Origin of the sequence: Janibacter sp. Y6 (assembly GCF_040900765.1) — a bacterium.
GTDB classification, from domain to species: Bacteria; Actinomycetota; Actinomycetes; order Actinomycetales; family Dermatophilaceae; genus Marihabitans; species Marihabitans melonis.
On sequence record NZ_JAKLYZ010000007.1, the window covers coordinates 47,279 to 65,285 of the forward strand.

At 73.9% G+C, this 18,007-nt stretch carries 19 protein-coding genes; 6 read left to right on the top strand and 13 right to left on the bottom strand.

Annotated elements, in window-relative coordinates; all coding sequences use genetic code 11:
• Positions 1-56: 56 nt before the first annotated feature.
• A complete protein-coding gene (locus L6241_RS14770; RefSeq protein ID WP_368246879.1) occupies positions 57-401 on the top strand; it encodes a TraR/DksA family transcriptional regulator in 345 nt (114 codons plus the stop codon).
• Between the two features lie 46 nt (positions 402-447).
• Here L6241_RS14770 and L6241_RS14775 read toward each other — a convergent pair whose 3' ends face one another.
• Together L6241_RS14775 and L6241_RS14780 are read right to left on the bottom strand one after the other, a co-directional pair.
• Positions 448-2,142 (bottom strand): ABC-F family ATP-binding cassette domain-containing protein, encoded by a 1,695-nt coding sequence (locus L6241_RS14775; RefSeq protein WP_368246880.1) that lies wholly within the window; start codon positions 2,140-2,142, stop codon positions 448-450.
• Positions 2,143-2,348: 206 nt separating this feature from the next.
• The gene (locus L6241_RS14780) at positions 2,349-2,537 is read right to left on the bottom strand and encodes a hypothetical protein (RefSeq protein ID WP_368246881.1); all 189 of its coding nucleotides are present in this window, start codon (positions 2,535-2,537) and stop codon (positions 2,349-2,351) included.
• 80 nt (positions 2,538-2,617) lie between these two features.
• On the opposite strand from L6241_RS14780, the gene L6241_RS14785 reads away from it, so the two are divergent.
• The gene (locus L6241_RS14785; protein WP_251719596.1) at positions 2,618-3,487 is read left to right on the top strand and encodes an SMP-30/gluconolactonase/LRE family protein; all 870 of its coding nucleotides are present in this window, start codon (positions 2,618-2,620) and stop codon (positions 3,485-3,487) included.
• Entirely contained in the window at positions 3,484-3,984 is a 501-nt protein-coding gene (locus L6241_RS14790) for an N-acetyltransferase family protein (RefSeq protein ID WP_368246956.1), read from the top strand. Before L6241_RS14785 ends, L6241_RS14790 begins: the two co-directional genes overlap by 4 nt.
• Positions 3,985-4,261: 277 nt before the next feature.
• Here the strand turns inward: L6241_RS14790 and L6241_RS14795 are convergent, their stop codons facing one another.
• From L6241_RS14795 to L6241_RS14815, 5 genes are all read right to left on the bottom strand, one after another.
• Positions 4,262-5,509: a glucose-1-phosphate adenylyltransferase family protein gene (locus L6241_RS14795; protein WP_368246882.1), complete on the bottom strand. Its 1,248-nt coding sequence runs from the start codon at positions 5,507-5,509 to the stop codon at positions 4,262-4,264.
• Between the two features lie 88 nt (positions 5,510-5,597).
• Complete coding sequence (locus L6241_RS14800; RefSeq protein WP_368246883.1) at positions 5,598-6,791, bottom strand: amidohydrolase; 1,194 nt, start codon at positions 6,789-6,791, stop codon at positions 5,598-5,600.
• 25 nt (positions 6,792-6,816) lie between these two features.
• Positions 6,817-7,728, bottom strand: a complete 912-nt coding sequence (locus L6241_RS14805; RefSeq protein ID WP_368246884.1) for a hypothetical protein — start codon at positions 7,726-7,728, stop codon at positions 6,817-6,819.
• A gap of 1 nt (position 7,729) precedes the next feature.
• Positions 7,730-8,410, bottom strand: a complete 681-nt coding sequence (locus tag L6241_RS14810; RefSeq protein WP_123092701.1) for a response regulator transcription factor — start codon at positions 8,408-8,410, stop codon at positions 7,730-7,732.
• On the bottom strand, positions 8,407-9,711 hold the full coding sequence (locus tag L6241_RS14815) for a sensor domain-containing protein (protein WP_368246885.1): 1,305 nt from the start codon (positions 9,709-9,711) through the stop codon (positions 8,407-8,409). The genes L6241_RS14810 and L6241_RS14815 overlap by 4 nt, the downstream gene beginning before the upstream one ends.
• Before the next feature lie 203 nt (positions 9,712-9,914).
• Between L6241_RS14815 and L6241_RS14820 the strand changes: the two genes are divergently transcribed.
• Together L6241_RS14820 and L6241_RS14825 are read left to right on the top strand one after the other, a co-directional pair.
• Positions 9,915-12,140, top strand: a complete 2,226-nt coding sequence (locus L6241_RS14820) for an MMPL family transporter (protein ID WP_368246886.1) — start codon at positions 9,915-9,917, stop codon at positions 12,138-12,140.
• A gap of 243 nt (positions 12,141-12,383) precedes the next feature.
• Positions 12,384-13,211 carry an oxidoreductase gene (locus tag L6241_RS14825; RefSeq protein ID WP_368246887.1) on the top strand — a complete coding sequence of 276 codons (828 nt, stop codon included), beginning with the start codon at positions 12,384-12,386 and terminating at the stop codon, positions 13,209-13,211.
• 154 nt (positions 13,212-13,365) lie between these two features.
• On the opposite strand, the gene L6241_RS14830 is transcribed toward L6241_RS14825, so the two are convergent.
• Together L6241_RS14830 and L6241_RS14835 are read right to left on the bottom strand one after the other, a co-directional pair.
• A complete protein-coding gene (locus tag L6241_RS14830; RefSeq protein ID WP_123092697.1) occupies positions 13,366-13,794 on the bottom strand; it encodes an adenosine deaminase in 429 nt (142 codons plus the stop codon).
• 68 nt (positions 13,795-13,862) lie between these two features.
• Positions 13,863-14,564 carry a hypothetical protein gene (locus tag L6241_RS14835; RefSeq protein WP_068271266.1) on the bottom strand — a complete coding sequence of 234 codons (702 nt, stop codon included), beginning with the start codon at positions 14,562-14,564 and terminating at the stop codon, positions 13,863-13,865.
• Between the two features lie 79 nt (positions 14,565-14,643).
• On the opposite strand from L6241_RS14835, the gene L6241_RS14840 reads away from it, so the two are divergent.
• Positions 14,644-15,219 carry a GNAT family N-acetyltransferase gene (locus L6241_RS14840; protein ID WP_368246888.1) on the top strand — a complete coding sequence of 192 codons (576 nt, stop codon included), beginning with the start codon at positions 14,644-14,646 and terminating at the stop codon, positions 15,217-15,219.
• Between the two features lie 183 nt (positions 15,220-15,402).
• Here L6241_RS14840 and L6241_RS14845 read toward each other — a convergent pair whose 3' ends face one another.
• The 4 genes from L6241_RS14845 to L6241_RS14860 form a co-directional block, all read right to left on the bottom strand.
• A complete protein-coding gene (locus tag L6241_RS14845) occupies positions 15,403-15,879 on the bottom strand; it encodes a hypothetical protein (protein WP_368246889.1) in 477 nt (158 codons plus the stop codon).
• Positions 15,880-15,912: 33 nt separating this feature from the next.
• Entirely contained in the window at positions 15,913-16,377 is a 465-nt protein-coding gene (locus L6241_RS14850; protein WP_368246890.1) for a hypothetical protein, read from the bottom strand.
• A gap of 394 nt (positions 16,378-16,771) precedes the next feature.
• On the bottom strand, positions 16,772-17,416 hold the full coding sequence (locus L6241_RS14855) for a class I SAM-dependent methyltransferase (protein ID WP_368246891.1): 645 nt from the start codon (positions 17,414-17,416) through the stop codon (positions 16,772-16,774).
• Positions 17,413-17,970, bottom strand: a complete 558-nt coding sequence (locus tag L6241_RS14860) for a DUF4396 domain-containing protein (RefSeq protein ID WP_368246893.1) — start codon at positions 17,968-17,970, stop codon at positions 17,413-17,415. Before L6241_RS14860 ends, L6241_RS14855 begins: the two co-directional genes overlap by 4 nt.
• Positions 17,971-18,007 lie beyond the last annotated feature (37 nt).

Genomic DNA, 18,007 nt, shown 5'->3' on the forward strand with positions numbered 1-18,007 from the left:
GCGCGTCGGCTGTCGAGAGGAGGTGGGCTGTCTGTGAGCGGTGGCAGCATGGCCGCATGGATGGTGCGAGAGAGCGGCTCGACGCCGAGCAGGCCGAGGCCCGGCGCCGGCTGGCGGCGCTGACCGGCGACTTCGACATGGTCGTCGACGCCTCGCGCGACTCGAACGCCGACGACGAGCACGACCCCGAGGGGGCGACCATCGCCTTCGAGCGGGCGCAGGTCACCTCGCTCATCCGGCAGACGCAGGATCACCTCGACGAGATCGACGCAGCCCTGCGTCGCCTCGACGGCGGTGGCTACGGCACGTGCGAGCGGTGCGGCGAGCCGATCGGCGAGGCTCGGCTCGAGGCCAAGCCGACCGCGCGGCTGTGCATCCGGTGCGCCTCGGCCCAGCGCTGACGGGAGCTCGGTCCCCCTTCGCCCTGCGGCCCGGCAGCTCGTCGGGTCAGCGCGAGCGGGCCACCCGTCCCTCGTCCCAGACCGGCTCGTCCGACTCGTAGACCCGGCCGTCCGCGCCGAAGACGAGGAAGCGGTCGAAGCGGCGCGCGAACCACCGGTCGTGGGTCACCGCGAGCACCGTCCCCTCGAAGCGGTCGAGCCCTTCCTCGAGTGCCTCGGCCGAGTGCAGGTCGAGGTTGTCGGTGGGCTCGTCGAGCAGGAGCATCGTCGCGCCGCTCAGCTCGAGCAGGAGGATCTGCAGGCGCGCCTGCTGCCCACCGGACAACGACGCGAAGGTCTGCTCGGACGCCCGCGCCAGCCCGTAGCGGTCGAGGGCGCGTGCCGCCTGCTCTCGGCCCATGCCCGCCCGGTGCTCGTCGCCGCGGTGCAGGATCTCCAGCAGCGTGCGCCCGAGCAGCTCGGGGTGCTGGTGGGTCTGGGCGAACCACCCCGGCCGCACCCGCGACCCGAGCCGCACGACACCGCTGTGCGCGACGGGCTCCGGGCGTACGTCACCGACTGGCTGGTGCTCGACGTCGGGATCGGACCCGCCCGTGGCGAGCAGCCGCAAGAAGTGGCTCTTGCCCGAGCCGTTCGACCCGAGCACCGCGACCCGCTCGCCGTACCAGAGCTCGAGGTCGAAGGGCCGCATGAGACCGGTGAGCTCGAGCCCCTCGGCGACGACGGCACGCTTCGCGGTGCGACCGCCCGTGAGCCGCATCTTCACGTCCTGGACGTACGGCGTCGCCTCGGGCGGGCCCTCGTCCTCGAAGCGGCGCAGCCTCGTGCGCGCCGCCTGGTAGCGCGCAGCCATGTCGGAGTTGTAGGCGGCCTTCTGCTTGTACATCTGCACGAGGGCCTTGAGCTTCGCGTGCTCCTCGTCCCACCGCAGCCGCAGCTCCTCGAGCCGCGCCATCCGCTCGGCACGCGCCTGGTGGTACGTCGCGAAGCGGCCGGCGTGCACCCACGCGACGCTGCCCGCGGCGGTTGGCTCAAGGGTGGCCACCCGCGTCGCGACCTGCCCGAGCAGCTCGCGGTCGTGGGTGACGATGAGCACCGTCTTCGGCGAGGTCTGCAGCTGCTCCTCGAGCCAGCGCTTCGCGGGCACGTCGAGGTAGTTGTCGGGCTCGTCGAGCAGGAGCACCTCGTCGGGCCCGCGGAGCAGCGCCTCGAGGACGAGCCTCTTCTGCTCGCCGCCGGACAGGGTCGACACGTCGCGCCACTGCGCCCGCTCGAAGGGCATTCCGAGCGCCTCCGTCGTGCAGACGTCCCAGAGCACCTCCCACTCGTAGCCCTCGGCGTCGGCCCAGTCGACGAGCGCCTGCGCGTAGGCCATCTGGGCGGGCTCGTCGTCGCGCTCCATCATCGCCAGCTCGGACTCGTCGATCGCCCGCGCGGCCTCACGAACGGCGGGCGGCGCGACGCTGACGAGCAGGTCGCGCACGCTCGTCTGCTCGTCGTCGCCGCGCCCGACGACGCCGACGTGCTGCGCCATGACGCCGAGCCCGCCGGTGCGGGTGATCGCCCCGTCGTGGGCGTCGAGCTCGCCGGAGATGATCCGTAGCAGGGTGGTCTTGCCGGTGCCGTTCGGCCCAACGAGCGCGACCTTCGCCCCTTCGCCCACCCGCAGGCTCACGTCGCCGAGGAGCGGCCTGCCGTCGGGCAGGGAGTACCGGATGTTGCTGACGTCGACGTGTCCCACGGGGCAGGAGTCTGGTCGAGCCGGCCGGCGGAGTCACCCGGGTTTCGGGCGACGGTTGAGTCGCCCCCCTTCGGCGTCCCCCGTCGCGACCCCGATCTGACAAAACCCTGCTGGCAGCCCTTCGACGAGCCAGCAGGGTCTCGAAGGGGTCCTGGCACATCAAGACCCAGCCAGCAGGGTTTTGTATCCGGGGGGCGAAGGGGGAGTCAGCGGCGGGAGAGCTCGGTCTCGGCCCGCTCGACGTCCTGCTGCGAGCGGTCGTCGTCGACGTCGAGGACACCGGTGAGGAGCAGGACGACGACGACGAGGGCGCCGAGCAGCCCGATGCCTCGCATCGCCCGCCCGGACGCGCGGGCCATCGGGGCGTGCTGGTCGTGGGCGACGAAGGTCGCCATGGGCCTCCGGCCGAGGGCTCCGGAGAGGTCACCGTCGCGATTCCCTTCCGCGAACGGCCCCCTGGTGCGAGGCTGCGGCCATGACGACGACGTCCTTGGTGGTCCGTGACGGTCTCGACTTCGGAGAGGGTCCGCGCTGGCGGGGTGGTCTGCTGTGGTTCAGCGACTTCTACCGGCACGCGGTGTACACCTTCGACCCGGAGACGGGTGACGAGACGAAGGTGGTCGACGTGCCCGGGCAGCCCTCCGGGCTGGGCTGGTTGCCCGACGGGCGGATGCTCGTCGTGTCGATGACCGACCACCGGGTGCTGCGTCTCGAGCCCGACGGCAGCCTCGTCGAGCACGCCGACATCTCGCAGCACTGCGGCTTCCACGCCAACGACATGGTCGTCGACGACCAGGGCCGCGCCTACGTGGGCAACTTCGGCTACGACCTGCACGCCGACATGGACGAGCGCGACGTCGAGACGATCCTCGGAGACGAGCAGGCCGGGCTGACCACCCTCGTGCGGGTCGACCCCGACGGCACGGTGAGCGTCGCCGCGCCCGACGTGCGCTTCCCCAACGGCATGGTGCTGCTCGACGGTGGTCGCACACTCGTCCTCGCCGAGACCCTGCGCCTGCAGCTCACGGCCTTCACCGTCCAGCCCGACGGCTCCCTCACTGACCGCCGCGTCTGGGCCTCGACCGCCCCCCAGATGGTCGCCCCCGACGGCATCGCGGCCGACCCCGACGGCGGGATCTGGGTCGCCGCGGCGCTCGGCGCGGCCGTCGTGCGCTACGCCGAGGGCGGCGAGGTCACCGGCACCGTCCAGACCACGCAGAACGCCTTCGCCTGCGCCGTCGGCGGCCCCGACGGCCGCACCCTCTACGCGATGACCGCTCCCGGCAGCGAGCCCGTGCACGTCGACGGCCGCAGCGCCGGCACGATCGAGGCGGCGACGCTCTGAGCGAAGGGGGAGAGAGCCCGGCACCCGGCCCGGCGGACCTCGAGGTCCGTCGGGCGGGTCCCTCCGACGCGGGCACCGTCGGGCTGCTCCTCTTCGACTTCAACACCGAGTTCGTCACGCCTACACCGGCCGCCGCGGTCCTCGCGGCACGCTTCGAGCGGCTGCTCGAGCGTGAGGACGTCGTCGTGCTGCTCGCGCGGGAGGGCGGCGAGGACATCGGCTTCGCCTACCTCACCTACCGCCCGACCCCGTACGGCGACGGCCCGCTCGTCCAGCTCGAGGAGCTCTACGTCCGACCGGCGCTGCGCGACGAAGGGGTGGGTGCGGCCCTGCTGGGTCGCGCTCTCGACGACGCCGTCGCCGCCGGGGCCGTCGAGCTCGACATCAACGTCGACGCCGTCGACATCGACACCCGCCGCTTCTACGAGCGGTGGGGCTTCTCCTGCGTCGACCCCGGCACCGGCGACCTCATGCTCTGCTACATCCGCGAGCTGTAGAGGGGAAGTGGTCTCGAGGCTCGGGCGCCGAGCGCCAGCGAGCCCCGACAGGGAGCCGGCCGGGTCGAGTGAGCGCAACTCGCCGCTACGTCGCGGGCGTAGCGGCGTTTCGCGCTCACTCGGTCGCGAAGGCGGGAGCGGCGACCAGGTGACCGCGACCAACGACCTCGGTGTTGAGGTGCGACGAAGGAGCTTTGAAGCCACCCTCGGCACCTCGGTCATCGTCCCGGGTGGTCTCGCCCGGCACGATGCCCTCGCACCTCGACCAGCGAAGACGTCAGGCGGTGGTGCCGGGCTCGAGGCGGGCGCCCGGCTCGAGGACGACCCCCTTCGCCACGTGCGACTCACGACCGACGAGCACGACGGCGGAGTCCGAGGGCGGCCAGCGCTTCGGCTGGGCCCCGACCTGCGCGTCCTCGCCGACCCGGCACGAGTCGTCGACGACCGCGGCGAAGACCTGCGCGCCGGACGCGACCCGGACCCGGTGCATGAGCACCGAGTCCTCGACGACCGCCCCCGCCTCGACGACGCAGCCCGGTCCGACGACGCTGCGCCGCACCGTGCCGTGCACGTGCGACCCGGGGCTGATCATCGAGTCCTCGACGACGCTGCCCGCGTGCATCATCGGCGGCGGCATCTCGGGCGACCGGGTGAGGATCGGCCACGAGGGGTCGTCGAAGACGTCGACCCGTCCACGCAGCAGCTCGCGGTGCGCGGCGAGGTAGGCAGAGGGCCGGCCGAGGTCGCGCCAGTAGCCCGACAGCGGGTACGCGTGGGTCTTCCCGCCCTCGACGAGCCGCGGGAGCAGGCGGTCGGGGAAGTCGCCGATCCCCTCCGTCAGACCCGGGTCGGCCTGCGCCCGCTCGTGCCGGATCGCGTCGAGGGTGCGCAGGAGCACCGGGACGTCGTAGACGAAGACCTCGGCGGCGATCGTCCCGTGCGGCGGGGTGGTCGGCTTGTCGGTGAGCCCCTGCACGACGCCGTCACGTCCGATGTCGACGACCGTCTTGTGCTTCGCCTGTGCGAGCGGCACCTCGACGGTGACGATCGTCGCCTCGGACCCTCGCTCGAGGTGCTGGGCGACGACGGCGCGCATGTCGAGGCGGTAGACCTGGTCTGCGCTCGTCACGACGACGACCTCGGCGCCCGCCTCGCGCAGCTGTGCCCCCATCTTCAGCAGGTCGTCGGCGTTGCCGGCGCTGAAGCCGCCGGACCCGCTGGGTTGCCCCTCCTCCGGCACGAGCCGGCGGTAGCCGCCGCGGGTGCGGTCGAGGTCCCACGGGCGCCCGCCGGCGAGGTGGCGGTCGAGCGAGGACGCCGCGTACTGCACCGAGACCCACACGTCAGGGATGCCGCTGTTGCCGAAGTTGCTCAGCGCGAAGTCGACGAGCTGGTAGCTGCCGGCGAAGGGGAGGGCGGGCTTGGCGCGCTCACGGGTGAGGACGTCCATGCGGGAGCCCTGACCACCCGCCTGGACGACCCCCACGATCTTCGGGACACGGGAGAGGGGGACGACGCTCGACATGCGGCTCAACCTAGTCGCGCGGACCGCCGTCACACGGCGGGTGGCTCCCCCTTCGCCAGCCACGCCATCGCCGCGGTGACGAGGGTGCTCACCCCGGTGTCGAGGGTGGGCTGGACGACGGGGGCGAAGGCCGGCGAGTGGTTGACCGGCAGCTCGCCGAGGCGGCCCTCCTCCTGCGCCCGGCGGTAGACCTCGGGGTCGGTGCCCCCGATGCCCCAGTACGTGTACGGGACCCCGAGCGCGGTGGGACGTCGCTGAAGTCCTCGCTCGCCGACTGCAGCGGCAGCTCGACGACCGCGTCGCCGAAGACCGCCGAGAAGGCCTCGTGGACGCGCTGCGTCGTGGCGGCGTCGTTGTCGGTCAGCGGATGGCTCTGGTAGCGCTCGACGTCTGCCGGGTGCGGGGTCCCGGCCGCCGCGCAGATGCCCTGGACGACCCGGTCGATCCCGTCGAGGACGACCTGACGGGTGTCGTCGTCGTAGGTGCGGATGTTAATGAGCAGCTCGGCGGTGTCGGGGATGACGTTCGCCGTCGTGCCGGCCCGGATCGACCCGACGGTGAGCACCGCCGGCTCGGTCGGCGCGACGTCCCGCGAGACCACCTGCTGCAGCGCGACGACCGCGGTCGCGGCGACGACGACCGGGTCGACGGCGACGTGAGGCATCGACCCGTGGGCGCCGCGCCCGTGGATCGTCACCCGCAGGCTGTCGGCGGCGCTGAGCACGGGGCCGGACCGGGTGCCGACGTGGCCCGCCGGGGCGACGAGGACGTGCTGCCCGAGCGCGACGTCGGGCGAAGGGATGAGATCGGCCAGCCCGTCGTCGACCATCCGCTGCGCCCCGTCGCCGTGCTCCTCGCCCGGCTGGAAGAGCGCGACGAGCGTGCCCGACCAGTGCTGCGACCCCTCGGCGAGCAGGTGGGCCGCCCCGAGGAGCGCGGTGACGTGCACGTCGTGCCCGCAGGCGTGCATGACCGGCTCGCCGTCGGCAGACGTCGCCGTGCTCGCGTAGTCGAGACCGGTCGACTCGAGCACCGGGAGCGCGTCCATGTCGGCCCGGAGCAGGACGACGGGGCCCTCGCCGTCCGCGAGGACCCCGACGACGCCGGTGCCGCCGACCCCTTCGTGCACCTCGAAGCCGTCGGCCCGCAGCCGCTGCGCGACGAGCCCGGCGGTCCGGTGCTCCTCGTGGGAGAGCTCCGGGTGGACGTGGAGGTCGCGGTAGAGCTCTTCGAGCTCGGCGCGGACGGTGTCGAGGGGCTCGAGGACGCCCTGCACGCTCATGCCCCCATCGTGCTCCTGCTCGGGCTCAGTCGGCGTACTGGACCCGGGCGTCGCCGACCGAGCTGCTCACCTGCACCGATCGGTCCGCGGTCGGGTCGTCGTCGACCTCGACGACGGGGCTGCCGACGTCGGCCTGCACGTCGACCCGGTAGCGCTCGCTGCCGCGGGGCAGGACGAGGACGGCCTCGCCGACGTCGGTGCTCACGTCGGCCGAGCGGACGGGAGACGCCGCGACGACCCGCACCGAGCCGACGTCCGCCCGGGCGGTCACCCGCTCAGCGGTCGTGCCGACGACGCGGATCTCCCCGACGTCGGTCTGCACGTCGACGTCGCCGGAGGTGCCGGCGACGCGGATCTCGCCGACGTCGAGGTCGACGCCCACCTGCGTGCCCTCGGGCACGACGAGCACCCACCGCGTCTCGCAGGGGTTGCTGAAGGGCCCGCTGCGGCACTCGCTGCTGGTCACGACCTCGTCGCCGGCCGTGCTCACCGAGACCTCCGGCCGCACGAAGCTCCACCGCGTCGTGCGCACCAGCGAGGGTCGCTCGCCCGGGTCGGCGGCGCGGACCTGCACGGACCCGGTGCCCCCGGCGACGCGCAGGCTCGTCATCCCGGCCGGGAGGGCCTGCTCCTGGCGGTCCTCCTTGGTGATCATCGGCCCGACGAGTCCCGACATCACGCCGAGGACGAGCAGGGTGGCGAGGACCCCGGCGACGAGCCGGACGAGCCAGGCGAGAGACCGGGTCGTCGGGCCGCCGCGCGGGCGCTGGGGCGGTGCCCCTTGGCCGGGGGCGCCGGGTGCACCGGAGGTGCCGGGCAGACCGGGCAGGGCCGCCGGGCCGCCCGCACCTGCGGGTCGTGCCGTCGCCAGGGTCGCGGTCGGGGTCGAGCCCGCGGGGGGCGGGGGGACCGGCTGGGTGCGGTCGTCGGCGGCCATCTCAGCGCTCCTCTCCGTGGTCGAGCCAGCGCAGGACGGCGAGCACGCGGCGGTGGTCGCCCTCGGCCGGCGGCAGGTCGAGCTTGGTGAAGATCGAGGAGACGTGCTTCTCGACGGCCCCGTCGGAGACGAAGAGGGCGGCACCGATCGCGGAGTTCGTCCGGCCCTGTGCCATGAGCCCGAGGACCTCGCGCTCGCGGGGGGTGAGGGCGGCGAGCGGGTCGCGGTTCGCGGCCCGCGAGAGCAGCTGGCCGACGACCTCGGGGTCGAGGACGGTGCCGCCGCCGTGCACCTCGTGCAGCGCGGCGACGAAGTCGCCGGTGTCGGCGACGCGGTCCTTGAGCAGGTACCCGACTCCGCGCGGCCGCGAGGCGACGAGCTCGGTGGCGTACTGCTCCTCGACGTACTGGCTGAGCACCATGACGGCGGTGTCGGGGTGCTGCTCGCGCACGACGAGCGCGGCCTTGATCCCCTCGCTCGTGTACGTCGGCGGCATCCGTACGTCGACGACGACGAGGTCGGGCTCGTGCTCGGCAACTGCGCGCAAGAAGCTCTCGGCGTCGCCGCACGCGGCGGCCACGGTGATGCCGGACGCGCCGAGCAGCCGCACCAGCCCGTCGCGCAGGAGGACCGAGTCCTCGGCGAGGACGACCGTGAGGTCGGTGGGGGTGGGGGTGGTCATGACTGGCTCCTGCCGGGACGAAGGGGGAGGACGGCGTGCAGGGTGGTGGGCCCGCCGGCGGGGGAGGTGACGTAGAGCTGGCCGTCGACCGCAGCGACGCGCTGCTGCAGGCCGGCGAGCCCGGTGCCGCGCGAGGGGTCGGCACCGCCGCGGCCGTCGTCGCTCACGGTGAGCGCGAGCACCTCGCCGTCGGCGGCGGTCGCGCGGCTGACGTCGACCGTGGCCGAGGTGGCCGCGGCGTGCTTGGCGACGTTGGTCAGCGCCTCGGAGACGACGAAGTAGGCGATCGCCTCGAGCGTCGGGTCGACCCGGCCCACCCCGCGGACGGTGACGGAGACGGGCAGCGGGCTGCGGTTGGCGAGCGCGGAGAGCGCGGCGTCGAGCCCGCGGTCGGCGAGGATCGGGGGGACGATGCCGCGCGCCACCTGGCGCATCTCGACGATCGCCTCCTTCGCCGAGGCGTGCGCCTCGTCGACGAGCTCGCGGGCCGTGGCGGGGTCGCGCTCGAGGGCGTCGCGGGCCATGCCCAGGCTCATCGCGATCGAGACGAGCCGCTGCTGGGGACCGTCGTGCAGGTCGCGCTCGATCCGGCGGCGCTCGGCCTCGACGGAGTCGACCGTCTCGCGCCGGCTCTCGGTGAGGGTGTCGACCCGGGCGCTCAGCTGCTCGACCTCGCGGCGGCGGTCGGCGCCCAGCAGCCACCGGGCGAGGTTGATGTCGACGGCGGCGAGGGCGCGGGCGGCCAGCGGCAGCAGGAGCAGGACGACGACGCCGATCGCGGTGCCGACCCACGGCCCGCTCCCGTCGCCGATGGGGATGCCCCAGAAGATCCGGACCGTCTCGACGTCGACGCCGAGACGGATGAGGGGCAGCAGCGCGAGGAGGAGGGCCTGCGCGAGGACGGCGAGCGTCACCGCCCCGATGAAGGTGCCCCACAGCGCGTGCAGCGCCCAGTACGCGGCGGCCCGCCAGTCGGCCGGGTCGAGGACGAGGCGGCGCCACAGCGGCTGGTCGGTGCGCACCGTCGGCGGGTCGATCGTCGCCCCGGTGAGGGCACCGACGCGGTGGCGCTCGGCCCGGCCGAGCCAGCCGCCGAGCAGCAGCGTGCCGACCGCGAGCGGCAGGGTGACGAAGGCACCGGGCAGGCTGACGATGCTCGCGAGGAGCACCGAGGACAGCACGATCGCGACGACACCGGTGAGCAGGTCGGTGAGGAGCAGGGCGAGCGAGCCCCAGCCGCGCACCCAGGTGCGGGCCAGGCCGGGTGGGTGCGTCGGGGCGGCGACGGCGGTGCTGGTCATGACGACAAACCTAGGAGGACCCGCTCGCCACGTCTGCCCCGCGGGCACCCAGGTCGGGGGTGGGGCTGGCCCCACCCCCGAGGTGGGGTCGGCGGCGGTGAGGACGGGCGCCGGCACCAGTGCGGCGCACGGGTGCCCGGCGAGAGGTTGGAGGCGCACGACCACGCCACGTCTCACCCCTTCGCCACCCCATGGAGCCACCCATGTCCGTCCTCACGCCGCACCGCGACCCTGCACCGCCCACGCCCCCGCCGACCCCGGCGTCGACCCGCCCGGTCGGGTCCCCGCTAGCCCGGTGGTGCGCTCGCCACCGGTGGGTCGTCCTCGCGCTCGCCCTCGTCGCCCTCCTCGGCGGCGGGGCCGCCGCGAGCCGGGGCATCGTCACGACCCCGCCCGAGGCCCAGCTCGTCGGCGACTCCCGCGCGGCGGTCGACATCCAGATGGCGTCCGACCTCGGCGGCGCCCCCGTCGAGCACGTCGTCGTCACCGCGCGGGACGGCTCGATGTCGGTGGCCGAGCGGACGGCTCTCGGTCGCGAGCTCACCGCCGCCTACGAAGGGGTCGACGGCGTCGCCTCGGTCGGCGACCCGGTCCCCGGGGCCGACGGCGCGAGCGTCGTGCTGCCCGTCGAGCTCGACGCGGTCTCGAGCTCCGGAGGCGCAGAGGCCGAGGGGCCGAGCGCCTCCGACGTCGTCGGCCCGGTCCTCGCCGTGACCGACGACGTGCGTGCGGCGCACCCAGATCTCGAGGTCGGGCAGGTCGGCGAGGGGTCGGCCTCCCTGGCGCTCGACGAGTCGATGGGCGAGGACTTCGCCCGGGCCGAGCTCTTCAGCATCCCGCTGACCCTCGTCATCCTCGCGATCGCCTTCGGCGCGGTCGTCGCCGCGGGCGTGCCGCTCGTGCTCGGTCTGCTGAGCGTCGTCACGGCGATGGGCATCACGGCCGCGCTGAGCCGTGGCGCCGTCGACGTCGACCCGAACGCCCAGAGCCTCGTCCTGCTCATCGGGCTGGCCGTCGGTGTCGACTACGCGCTCTTCGTCCTGCGCCGGGCCCACGAGGAGCGGGCCGCGGGGGCGAGCGTCGAGGACGCCATCGCCGTCGCCGGTGCCACCGCGGGCCGGGCCGTCGTCATCTCCGGCGTCACCGTCGTCGTCGCGATGGCGGGGATGCTCGTCGCGGGCGGGCTCTTCTCCTCGCTCGCGGTCGGCACGATCGTCGTCGTCGCGCTCGCCGTCGTCTTCTCCGCCACCGTGCTGCCCGCCCTGCTCGCCGTCCTCGGCGACCGGGTCGACGCGCTGCGGCTCCCCTTCGCCCGTCGCCGAGAGACGCGCCGCGCCGCCGGCCGCTCCGTCTGGGGCCGCGTCGCCGGCGTGGCCACCCGCCGCCCGCTCGCGTGGGCGGCGATCGTCACCGCGCTCCTCGTCGCGCTCGCCGCCCCCGCGCTCGGCATGAAGACCGCGCTCGGCGGGGTCGAGACCCTGCCCCAGGACCTGCCCGTCGTCGCCGCCACGCACCAGCTCGAGCGGGCGATCCCGAGCGACGGCACCGCCGTCCAGGTCGTCGTCAGGGCTCCGGCCGGCAGCGAGGCCGAGGTGGCCCGGGCGCTCGAGGCCTCCTCGGGCGACCTCGCGGCTCTGCCGCACGTCTCCGGGGTGGCGCCCCAGCCGCAGGTGTCCGGCGACCGCACGGTGAGCGTGCTCGACGTCGGTGTCGGCATGAGCGCGTCCGACGAGCGCCTGCCCGGTGTCGTCGCCCAGGTGCGCGACGAGGCCCACGACATCCGCGCGGGTCTCGCCGACGTGCCGGGCGCGCAGGTGCACGTCGGCGGTCAGGCCGCGTCGACCGACCTCACGCAGTGGATGGACTCACGCCTGCCGTGGGTCGTCGGCTTCGTCCTCGCGCTGACCTTCGTCGTCATGGCGCTGTCCTTCGGGTCGCTGTGGCTGGCTGCCGCGACGATCGGGCTCAACCTGCTCTCCGTGGGCGCCGCGTACGGCGTGATGACCGCGATCTTCTCCGGCACGTGGGCCGAGTCGGTGCTCGACTTCGACTCGACCGGCGCGATCGCGGCCTGGTTGCCGCTGCTGATGTTCGTCGTGCTCTTCGGGCTGTCGATGGACTACCACGTCTTCGTCACGAGCCGGGTGCGCGAGGCGCGGCTGGCCGGGTCGTCGCCGCGCGAGGCCGTCCGTCTCGGGGTGGCCCGCTCCGCCGGGGTCGTCACGAGCGCGGCGGCGGTGATGATCGGCGTCTTCTCGATCTTCGCCACGCTGTCGGTGCTCGACATGAAGCAGCTCGGCGTCGGGCTGGCCGTCGCGATCCTCCTCGACGCGACCGTCGTCCGCGCCCTGCTGCTCCCCGCGGTGCTCGCGCTGCTCGGCGACCGGGCCCACCGCGGCCCGCGGTGGCTGCCGGCCTTCCACCACTGAGGGACTGCGGTCTCCCTTCGCCCCCACCCCCCCGCGCCGAACCCCGCTCGTGGTCCGCGAACCCCGCTCGTGGTCCGTGAGCCCCGCTCGTCGCCGCCCCGCGAGGAGCGGGCATGACGGACCACGAGCGGGGCTCGGCGGGCGAAGGGGGGCGAGCCGGCGCGAAGGGGGACGTCGGCGGGCGAAGGGGGGACCGTCGTGGGTGACGATGGGTGCCCGCCCTCACCCACCCCAGGAGCTGTCATGGCCGGTCCCACCTCGTCGCCCGTCGCGATCGTCACCGGTGCCTCCTCGGGCATCGGGGCGGCCACCGCCCGCCGTCTCGCGCGGGCGGGCTTCGTCGTCTACGGCGCCGCCCGCCGGGCGGACCGCCTCGCCGAGCTCGGCGACGGGGTGCGCCCCCTCGTCCTCGACGTCACCGACGACGCGAGCATGGTGGCCGGGGTGGAGCAGGTGCTCGAGGAGCACGGCCGGGTCGACGTGCTCGTCGGCAACGCCGGGTACGGCTCGTACGGGTCGGTCGAGGAGGTGCCGCTCGACGAGGCCCGGCGCCAGCTCGAGACCAACGTCATCGGCCTGGCCCGGATGATCCAGCTCGTCCTGCCGACGATGCGCGCGCAGGGATCCGGACGCATCATCAACGTCTCGTCGATGGGCGGGCGCTTCGCCGGGCCCTTCGGCGGGTGGTACCACGCGAGCAAGTTCGCGCTCGAGGGTCTCAGCGACTCGCTGCGGGCCGAGGTCGCCCCCTTCGGCATCCGGGTGAGCGTCGTCGAGCCCGGCGCCATCAAGACCGAATGGGGCGGGATCGCCACCGACTCGGCGGTCGAGGTGTCCGGCGAGGGGCCGTACGCGGCGCGGGTGCGGCGGATGGCGAAGGGGCTCTCCAGCGGCATCGAGCGCATCGCGTCGTCGCCGGACGTCGTGGCCAAGGCGATCGAGCACGCCGCCACGGCCGATCGCCCCCGGATCCGCTACGCGATCGGCGCGGGCGCGAAGCCAGCGACCGTCGCCGCGAGGGTCCTGCCGGCCCGGGTGCTCGACGCGCTCGTCGCGCGCGGGGTGGGCTGAGGCCGCCCGCCGCGCCGAGACCCGCTCGTCGTCCGCGAGGCCCGGTGCCCGCCGGTCGGCGAGGAGCGGGTGTCACGGACCACGAGCGGGTCTCGGCGTCGCAGGCCCCGGGCGGGCAGCGGGTGGAGAGAGGGGCGGCGGGTTCGGGCGCCGCTCAGACCGTGTCGTCGAGGGGCTCGTCGCCCTCGACGTGCATCGCGGCCTCCTCGGCCGGGTCGTCCTGCGAGACGTGCCGCTCGTCGGCCGCGGAGTCGGAGACGAAGTCGTCCTCGGCCGGGATCGACAGCGGGTCGTCGCCGCCGACGCGCGGCTCGCGGTCCAGGCCGCTCTCGTTGTCGGGGGCGCCGTAGGCGGTGCCCTCCTCGGGCACCTCCTGCGCGATGCGCTCGTCGATGGTCTCCTCGCCCTCGGCCCAGCCGGCCATCTCGCGCTCGGTGTTGCGCGGCTGCATGTCGGGGGGCGTGATGGGCAGGTCGTCGGTCTCGTCGGAGCCGATCCGGACGTCCTGCTGAGCCTCGTCGAGGTGCTCGTCGAGCCCGACGATCTCGCGGTCGGTGTTGTCGCTGGTGGGCTGGTCGCTCATGCCTCCACCCTGACACGCGGGGGGTGGGCCGACGGGGGTTCTTGTCCACCCCGGCTGCCCGCGAGCGGCTACCCCGGCAGGAGCGAGATCTTCTGCCAGATCTTCGCGGCGAGGCCCGAGCACAGGGTCTCGACGTCGGAGACGGTGTCGAGGACGACGTCGTCCTCGCTCGCCTCGGCGCACAGGGCGGCGACCTTGCCGGTGAGCGAGAGCAGCTCGGAGCAGTAGTCGAGGTACTGCGCCATCTGGGCGCGGGTCATCGCGTCGCCGACCGAGGCCTCGGTGGGGACGTACGCGGGGTTGAGGTGCTCGGGGTCCTTCGTCAGCTGGTGCATGTCGATGACGTGCGCGAGCGAGCGCAACCGGTGCAGCAGGGCGAGGATCCGGGCACGCTCGAGCCGCGAGGGCAGCGCGAGGAGGAACCACACGGCGATCGCCGCGAAGACGACGTCGTTGATGCCCGACTCGACGAGCGGCACCCAGCGGCCGGCCTCGCCCTCGTAGGTGCCCATGACCTCGCGCAGCACCGCGGCGACGACGTAGAGCGTGACGCCGACGATGACCAGGCCGAGCGCGAAGGACAGCCATCGCGTCATCCGCAGCCGCACCCGCGAGGCACCGGAGACGTCCTCGACCTCGTCGGCCAGCGTCGACAGCTCGCGGGCGACGCGAGGGAGGTTGCGGTCCGGGAAGCGCGTCGTCACGCGCTCCTCGAGGGTGGCGATGGTGGCCTGGACGCGGTCGGCGTCGAGGCGGTCGAGGCGAGGCACGCACGAAGGGTAGGTCGTGGGTCGCCTCGCGCTCGTCGCGGTGCCATGCTCGACGTGACGTCGAGCGAAGGGGGCAGCCGTGGCCTTCGAGACCCACCCGTTGACCCCCGCACGCTTCGAGGACTTCGCCGACGTCATCAACCCGAACCGCCGGGCCACCCACTGCTGGTGCCTGTCGCACCGGTTGCGCGCGGGCGAGATCGAGGAGCTCGGCGGCGGGAGCCGCGAGGAGGCGATGCGCGCGCTCGCCGCCCGCCGCAGCCGCCCCGGCGTCATCACCTACGAGGACGGCGTGCCCGTCGGCTGGTGCCACATCAGCCCACGCGACGAGATCCCGCGGCTCGTGCGCTCCGAGCTCATCCGCCCGGTCGACGAGGTGCCCGTCTGGTCGATCATCTGCCTCGTCGTGCGCGGAGGTCACCGGCGAAGGGGTGTCACCGCCCCCCTCGTCGAGGGCGCGGTCGCGTACGCCCGCAGCCGCGGCGCCCCGGCGGTCGAGGCGTACCCCGTCGACCCGGAGGGTCGGATGGACACGACGATGGCCTTCGTCGGGACGCGGGCGATCTTCGAGCGGGCGGGCTTCGAGCAGGTCGGCGTCACCGACGCCGTCGCCTCGAAGATGCCCCGCATCGTCATGCGTCTCGACCTGAGATAGGTGATGATCCCTTCGAGCGGGGTCGTCGGCGACGGACCGCGCCGGCGGGCCTGACTCCCCCTTCGCCGAGGTATGGCAGATCGGCCCCGGATCCACGGATCCAGGACCGATCGCCATACCTCGAGGTGGTCGTGGGCGGCATCATCGGGTCATGGACCCGCACGCAGCGCTGCTCCCCGCGGACTAACCGGCGGCGGGGACCCGGTCGAGGTGCTTGACGTCGTCGGGCAGGCCGGAGCGGGAGAACTCGCCGTCCCGCTCGCCGCCGGGCAGGAAATGCGGCTCGATGACGAAGTCGCTGCTGTCGTCCCTGCCGTAGCTCGGCTCGGTGACCTGCGTCCCGATGAGCATGGTCTGGCCGTCGCACTCGACGACGACGACCATGCTGCGCATCTGCGGGGTGAGCTCACCCGGGGCGACCTCGGCGGAGTCGTCGTCGACGGAGCACCGGGTGTGGAAGTCGTCGAGCACCGCCATCTGCGCAGCGCTCGGCGCGGGCTCGAAGAGCTCGGGGTGCTCCGAGACGGTGCCGTCCGCGATCGCCGAGGCGAAGTCGTCCGCCGTGTCGTGAGCGCTGCGGGCGCCGCACGCCGACAGCGCCGTCACCCCCAGGGCCGTCGCCGCCACCGCACCTGTCCTGATCCGCCAGCTCGCACGCATGGACCAGATCGTAGGTGGCGTCGGGGGCGGTCATCACCAGCTGTTGACGACGACGGCCACGTCTGCCCCGCAGGTCTGCTCGACCCGGTCGAGCACCGAGGCGTTCGCGGCATCCATCGTGGCCCGGTTCGTCGCCTGCAGGCTCGTGCCACCCCCCTCGACGCTGTCCCCGGCCCGCAGCTCGGTCTCGTCATCCAGACGCACGACGAGGTCCTCGGCACCTCCCGACACCGTGGCCCCCTCGGGCACGACGAGGACGCCGGTCGTGGTCGACGTCGGGGACTCGTACGTGGCGGTGACGCATCCCTGGTCGTCGAGGCCCGTGACCGTGAAGGTCTTCAGCGCGTCGTCCATCGACGCCAGGCGCCCGGTCACCAGACGTGCGCCGTCGTCGCTCTCCTGGACGTCGCCCCCGCACGCACCCAGCACCACGAGGCCGATGCTCAGCGGGAGCGCGCGGAGGGTCCGGCCTCGGCGTGCGCGTGCCAGCACTGTCATGGCGTGACGCTGGCGGGGCTCGCGGCCGCGGGGACGGCACCCGGCGAGCCCGTCGTCTGATCGAGACCCGACCGGGTGCGGTTCTACTCTTCGTGGGTGGACGACCTGCCGGTAAGGCATGACACGGGTCGGCGCGCGGAGACGTGCGCCGAGAAGGGCAGGAAGTAGACCCCGGTCATGCTCCGCACATCCGGCCGCTGCTCGGGCAGCGCGCGGGCGACGACCGTTGCCGTGCCGCCGCACTCGTCCGGTCCCGCGATCGCGGGACCGGCGCGAAGGGGGTGACCCCGGTGGTCGTCGTACCCGCGGGTCACGACCGAGGCGTGGTCTCGAGGCTCCGGCCCTGGCGGGCCTCCGCGCCTCGACCATCACTGGCGGCGTCGCGACCGAGGCCTCAGGTCCCGCGACGGACGAGCACCGCGGCCTGGCCGTCCTGCTCGGCGCCCACCGGGGCCCGGCGCATGACCGCGACCTCGACGAGGCCGGCTCGGGCGAGCATCGACAGCACCGCGTCGGGCTCGCGGTGCCAGCGGGGCAGGCGATCGACGGCCAGCCCGCGCTCGCGCATCCGCTCGCCGAGGTCGCGCACCCCCGACCCGGTCTGGAAGCCCACGAGCACGAGCCCGCCGGGCCGGACCACCCGCGCCATCTCTCGCACGGCGAGCGCCGCGTCTGCGTCGTCGAGGTGGATGAGCGAGTACCACCCGAGCACCCCGTCGTACCGCCCGTCGTCGCCACCGAGGTCGACCAGCGACCCGGTCTCGAAGCGGATGTCGGGGTGCGCGGCTCTCGCCTGCTCGAGCATCCCCGGCGAGACGTCCACGCCCTCGACGACCGCCCCTCGGTCGGCGAGGTAGCGGCTCATCCGGCCCGTGCCGCACCCGGCGTCGATCACCCGGGCCGCCGGGCCGAGGAGCTCGACGAGATGGTCGACCATCGCCAGCTCGGGCGCGCTCTCGGGCTCGGTCGTCGGGTACGCGGTCGCGTACGCCTGCGCCATCGCGTCGTAGGCCGCGCGCACGTCATCGGTGTCGCTCACGACAGCACCGACCCGGTGGCGGCAGCGAGCCCGCCGAGCAGGAAGCCGACGATGCCGAAGACGAGCGGGCGGTTGTCCATCGCCGCGTGCCCGGTGGCCTCGTGGGTGATCGCATGACCCCGGCCTCGTCGCAGCAGGTAGCGGTTGACCGGCAGCGCGGCGAAGAACGCGACCGTCAGGGCGAGCCCCATCGAGACCCAGAAGAGCCAGTCGCCCAGCCCCGCCTCCATCGCGCCCGGCACGAGCCACATGACCGCGTTGTCGACGACCTCCATCGTCGCGATCGAGAGGGTGTCCGCGGCGAGCACGAGGGTGAGTGCCGAGCCCAGGGCGATCCCGGCCCGCACCAGGGGCAGGGCCGACAGCGAGTACCCGAAGACGAAGGCCAGCGCGATCGCCAGAGCCGTGGTGCCGAGCGTGTGCCACCCCAGCGCCGTGCCGATCATCAGACCGGCGATCTCACCGATGGCGCACCCGGTGAGGCAGTGCAAGGTCGCGCTGACCGCCATGCCGGACATGTCGTGCGCGTCCTCGTGGTGAGCGGTGGTGTCCATGATCATGACCATATACCCCATAGGGGTATGTGCGCCA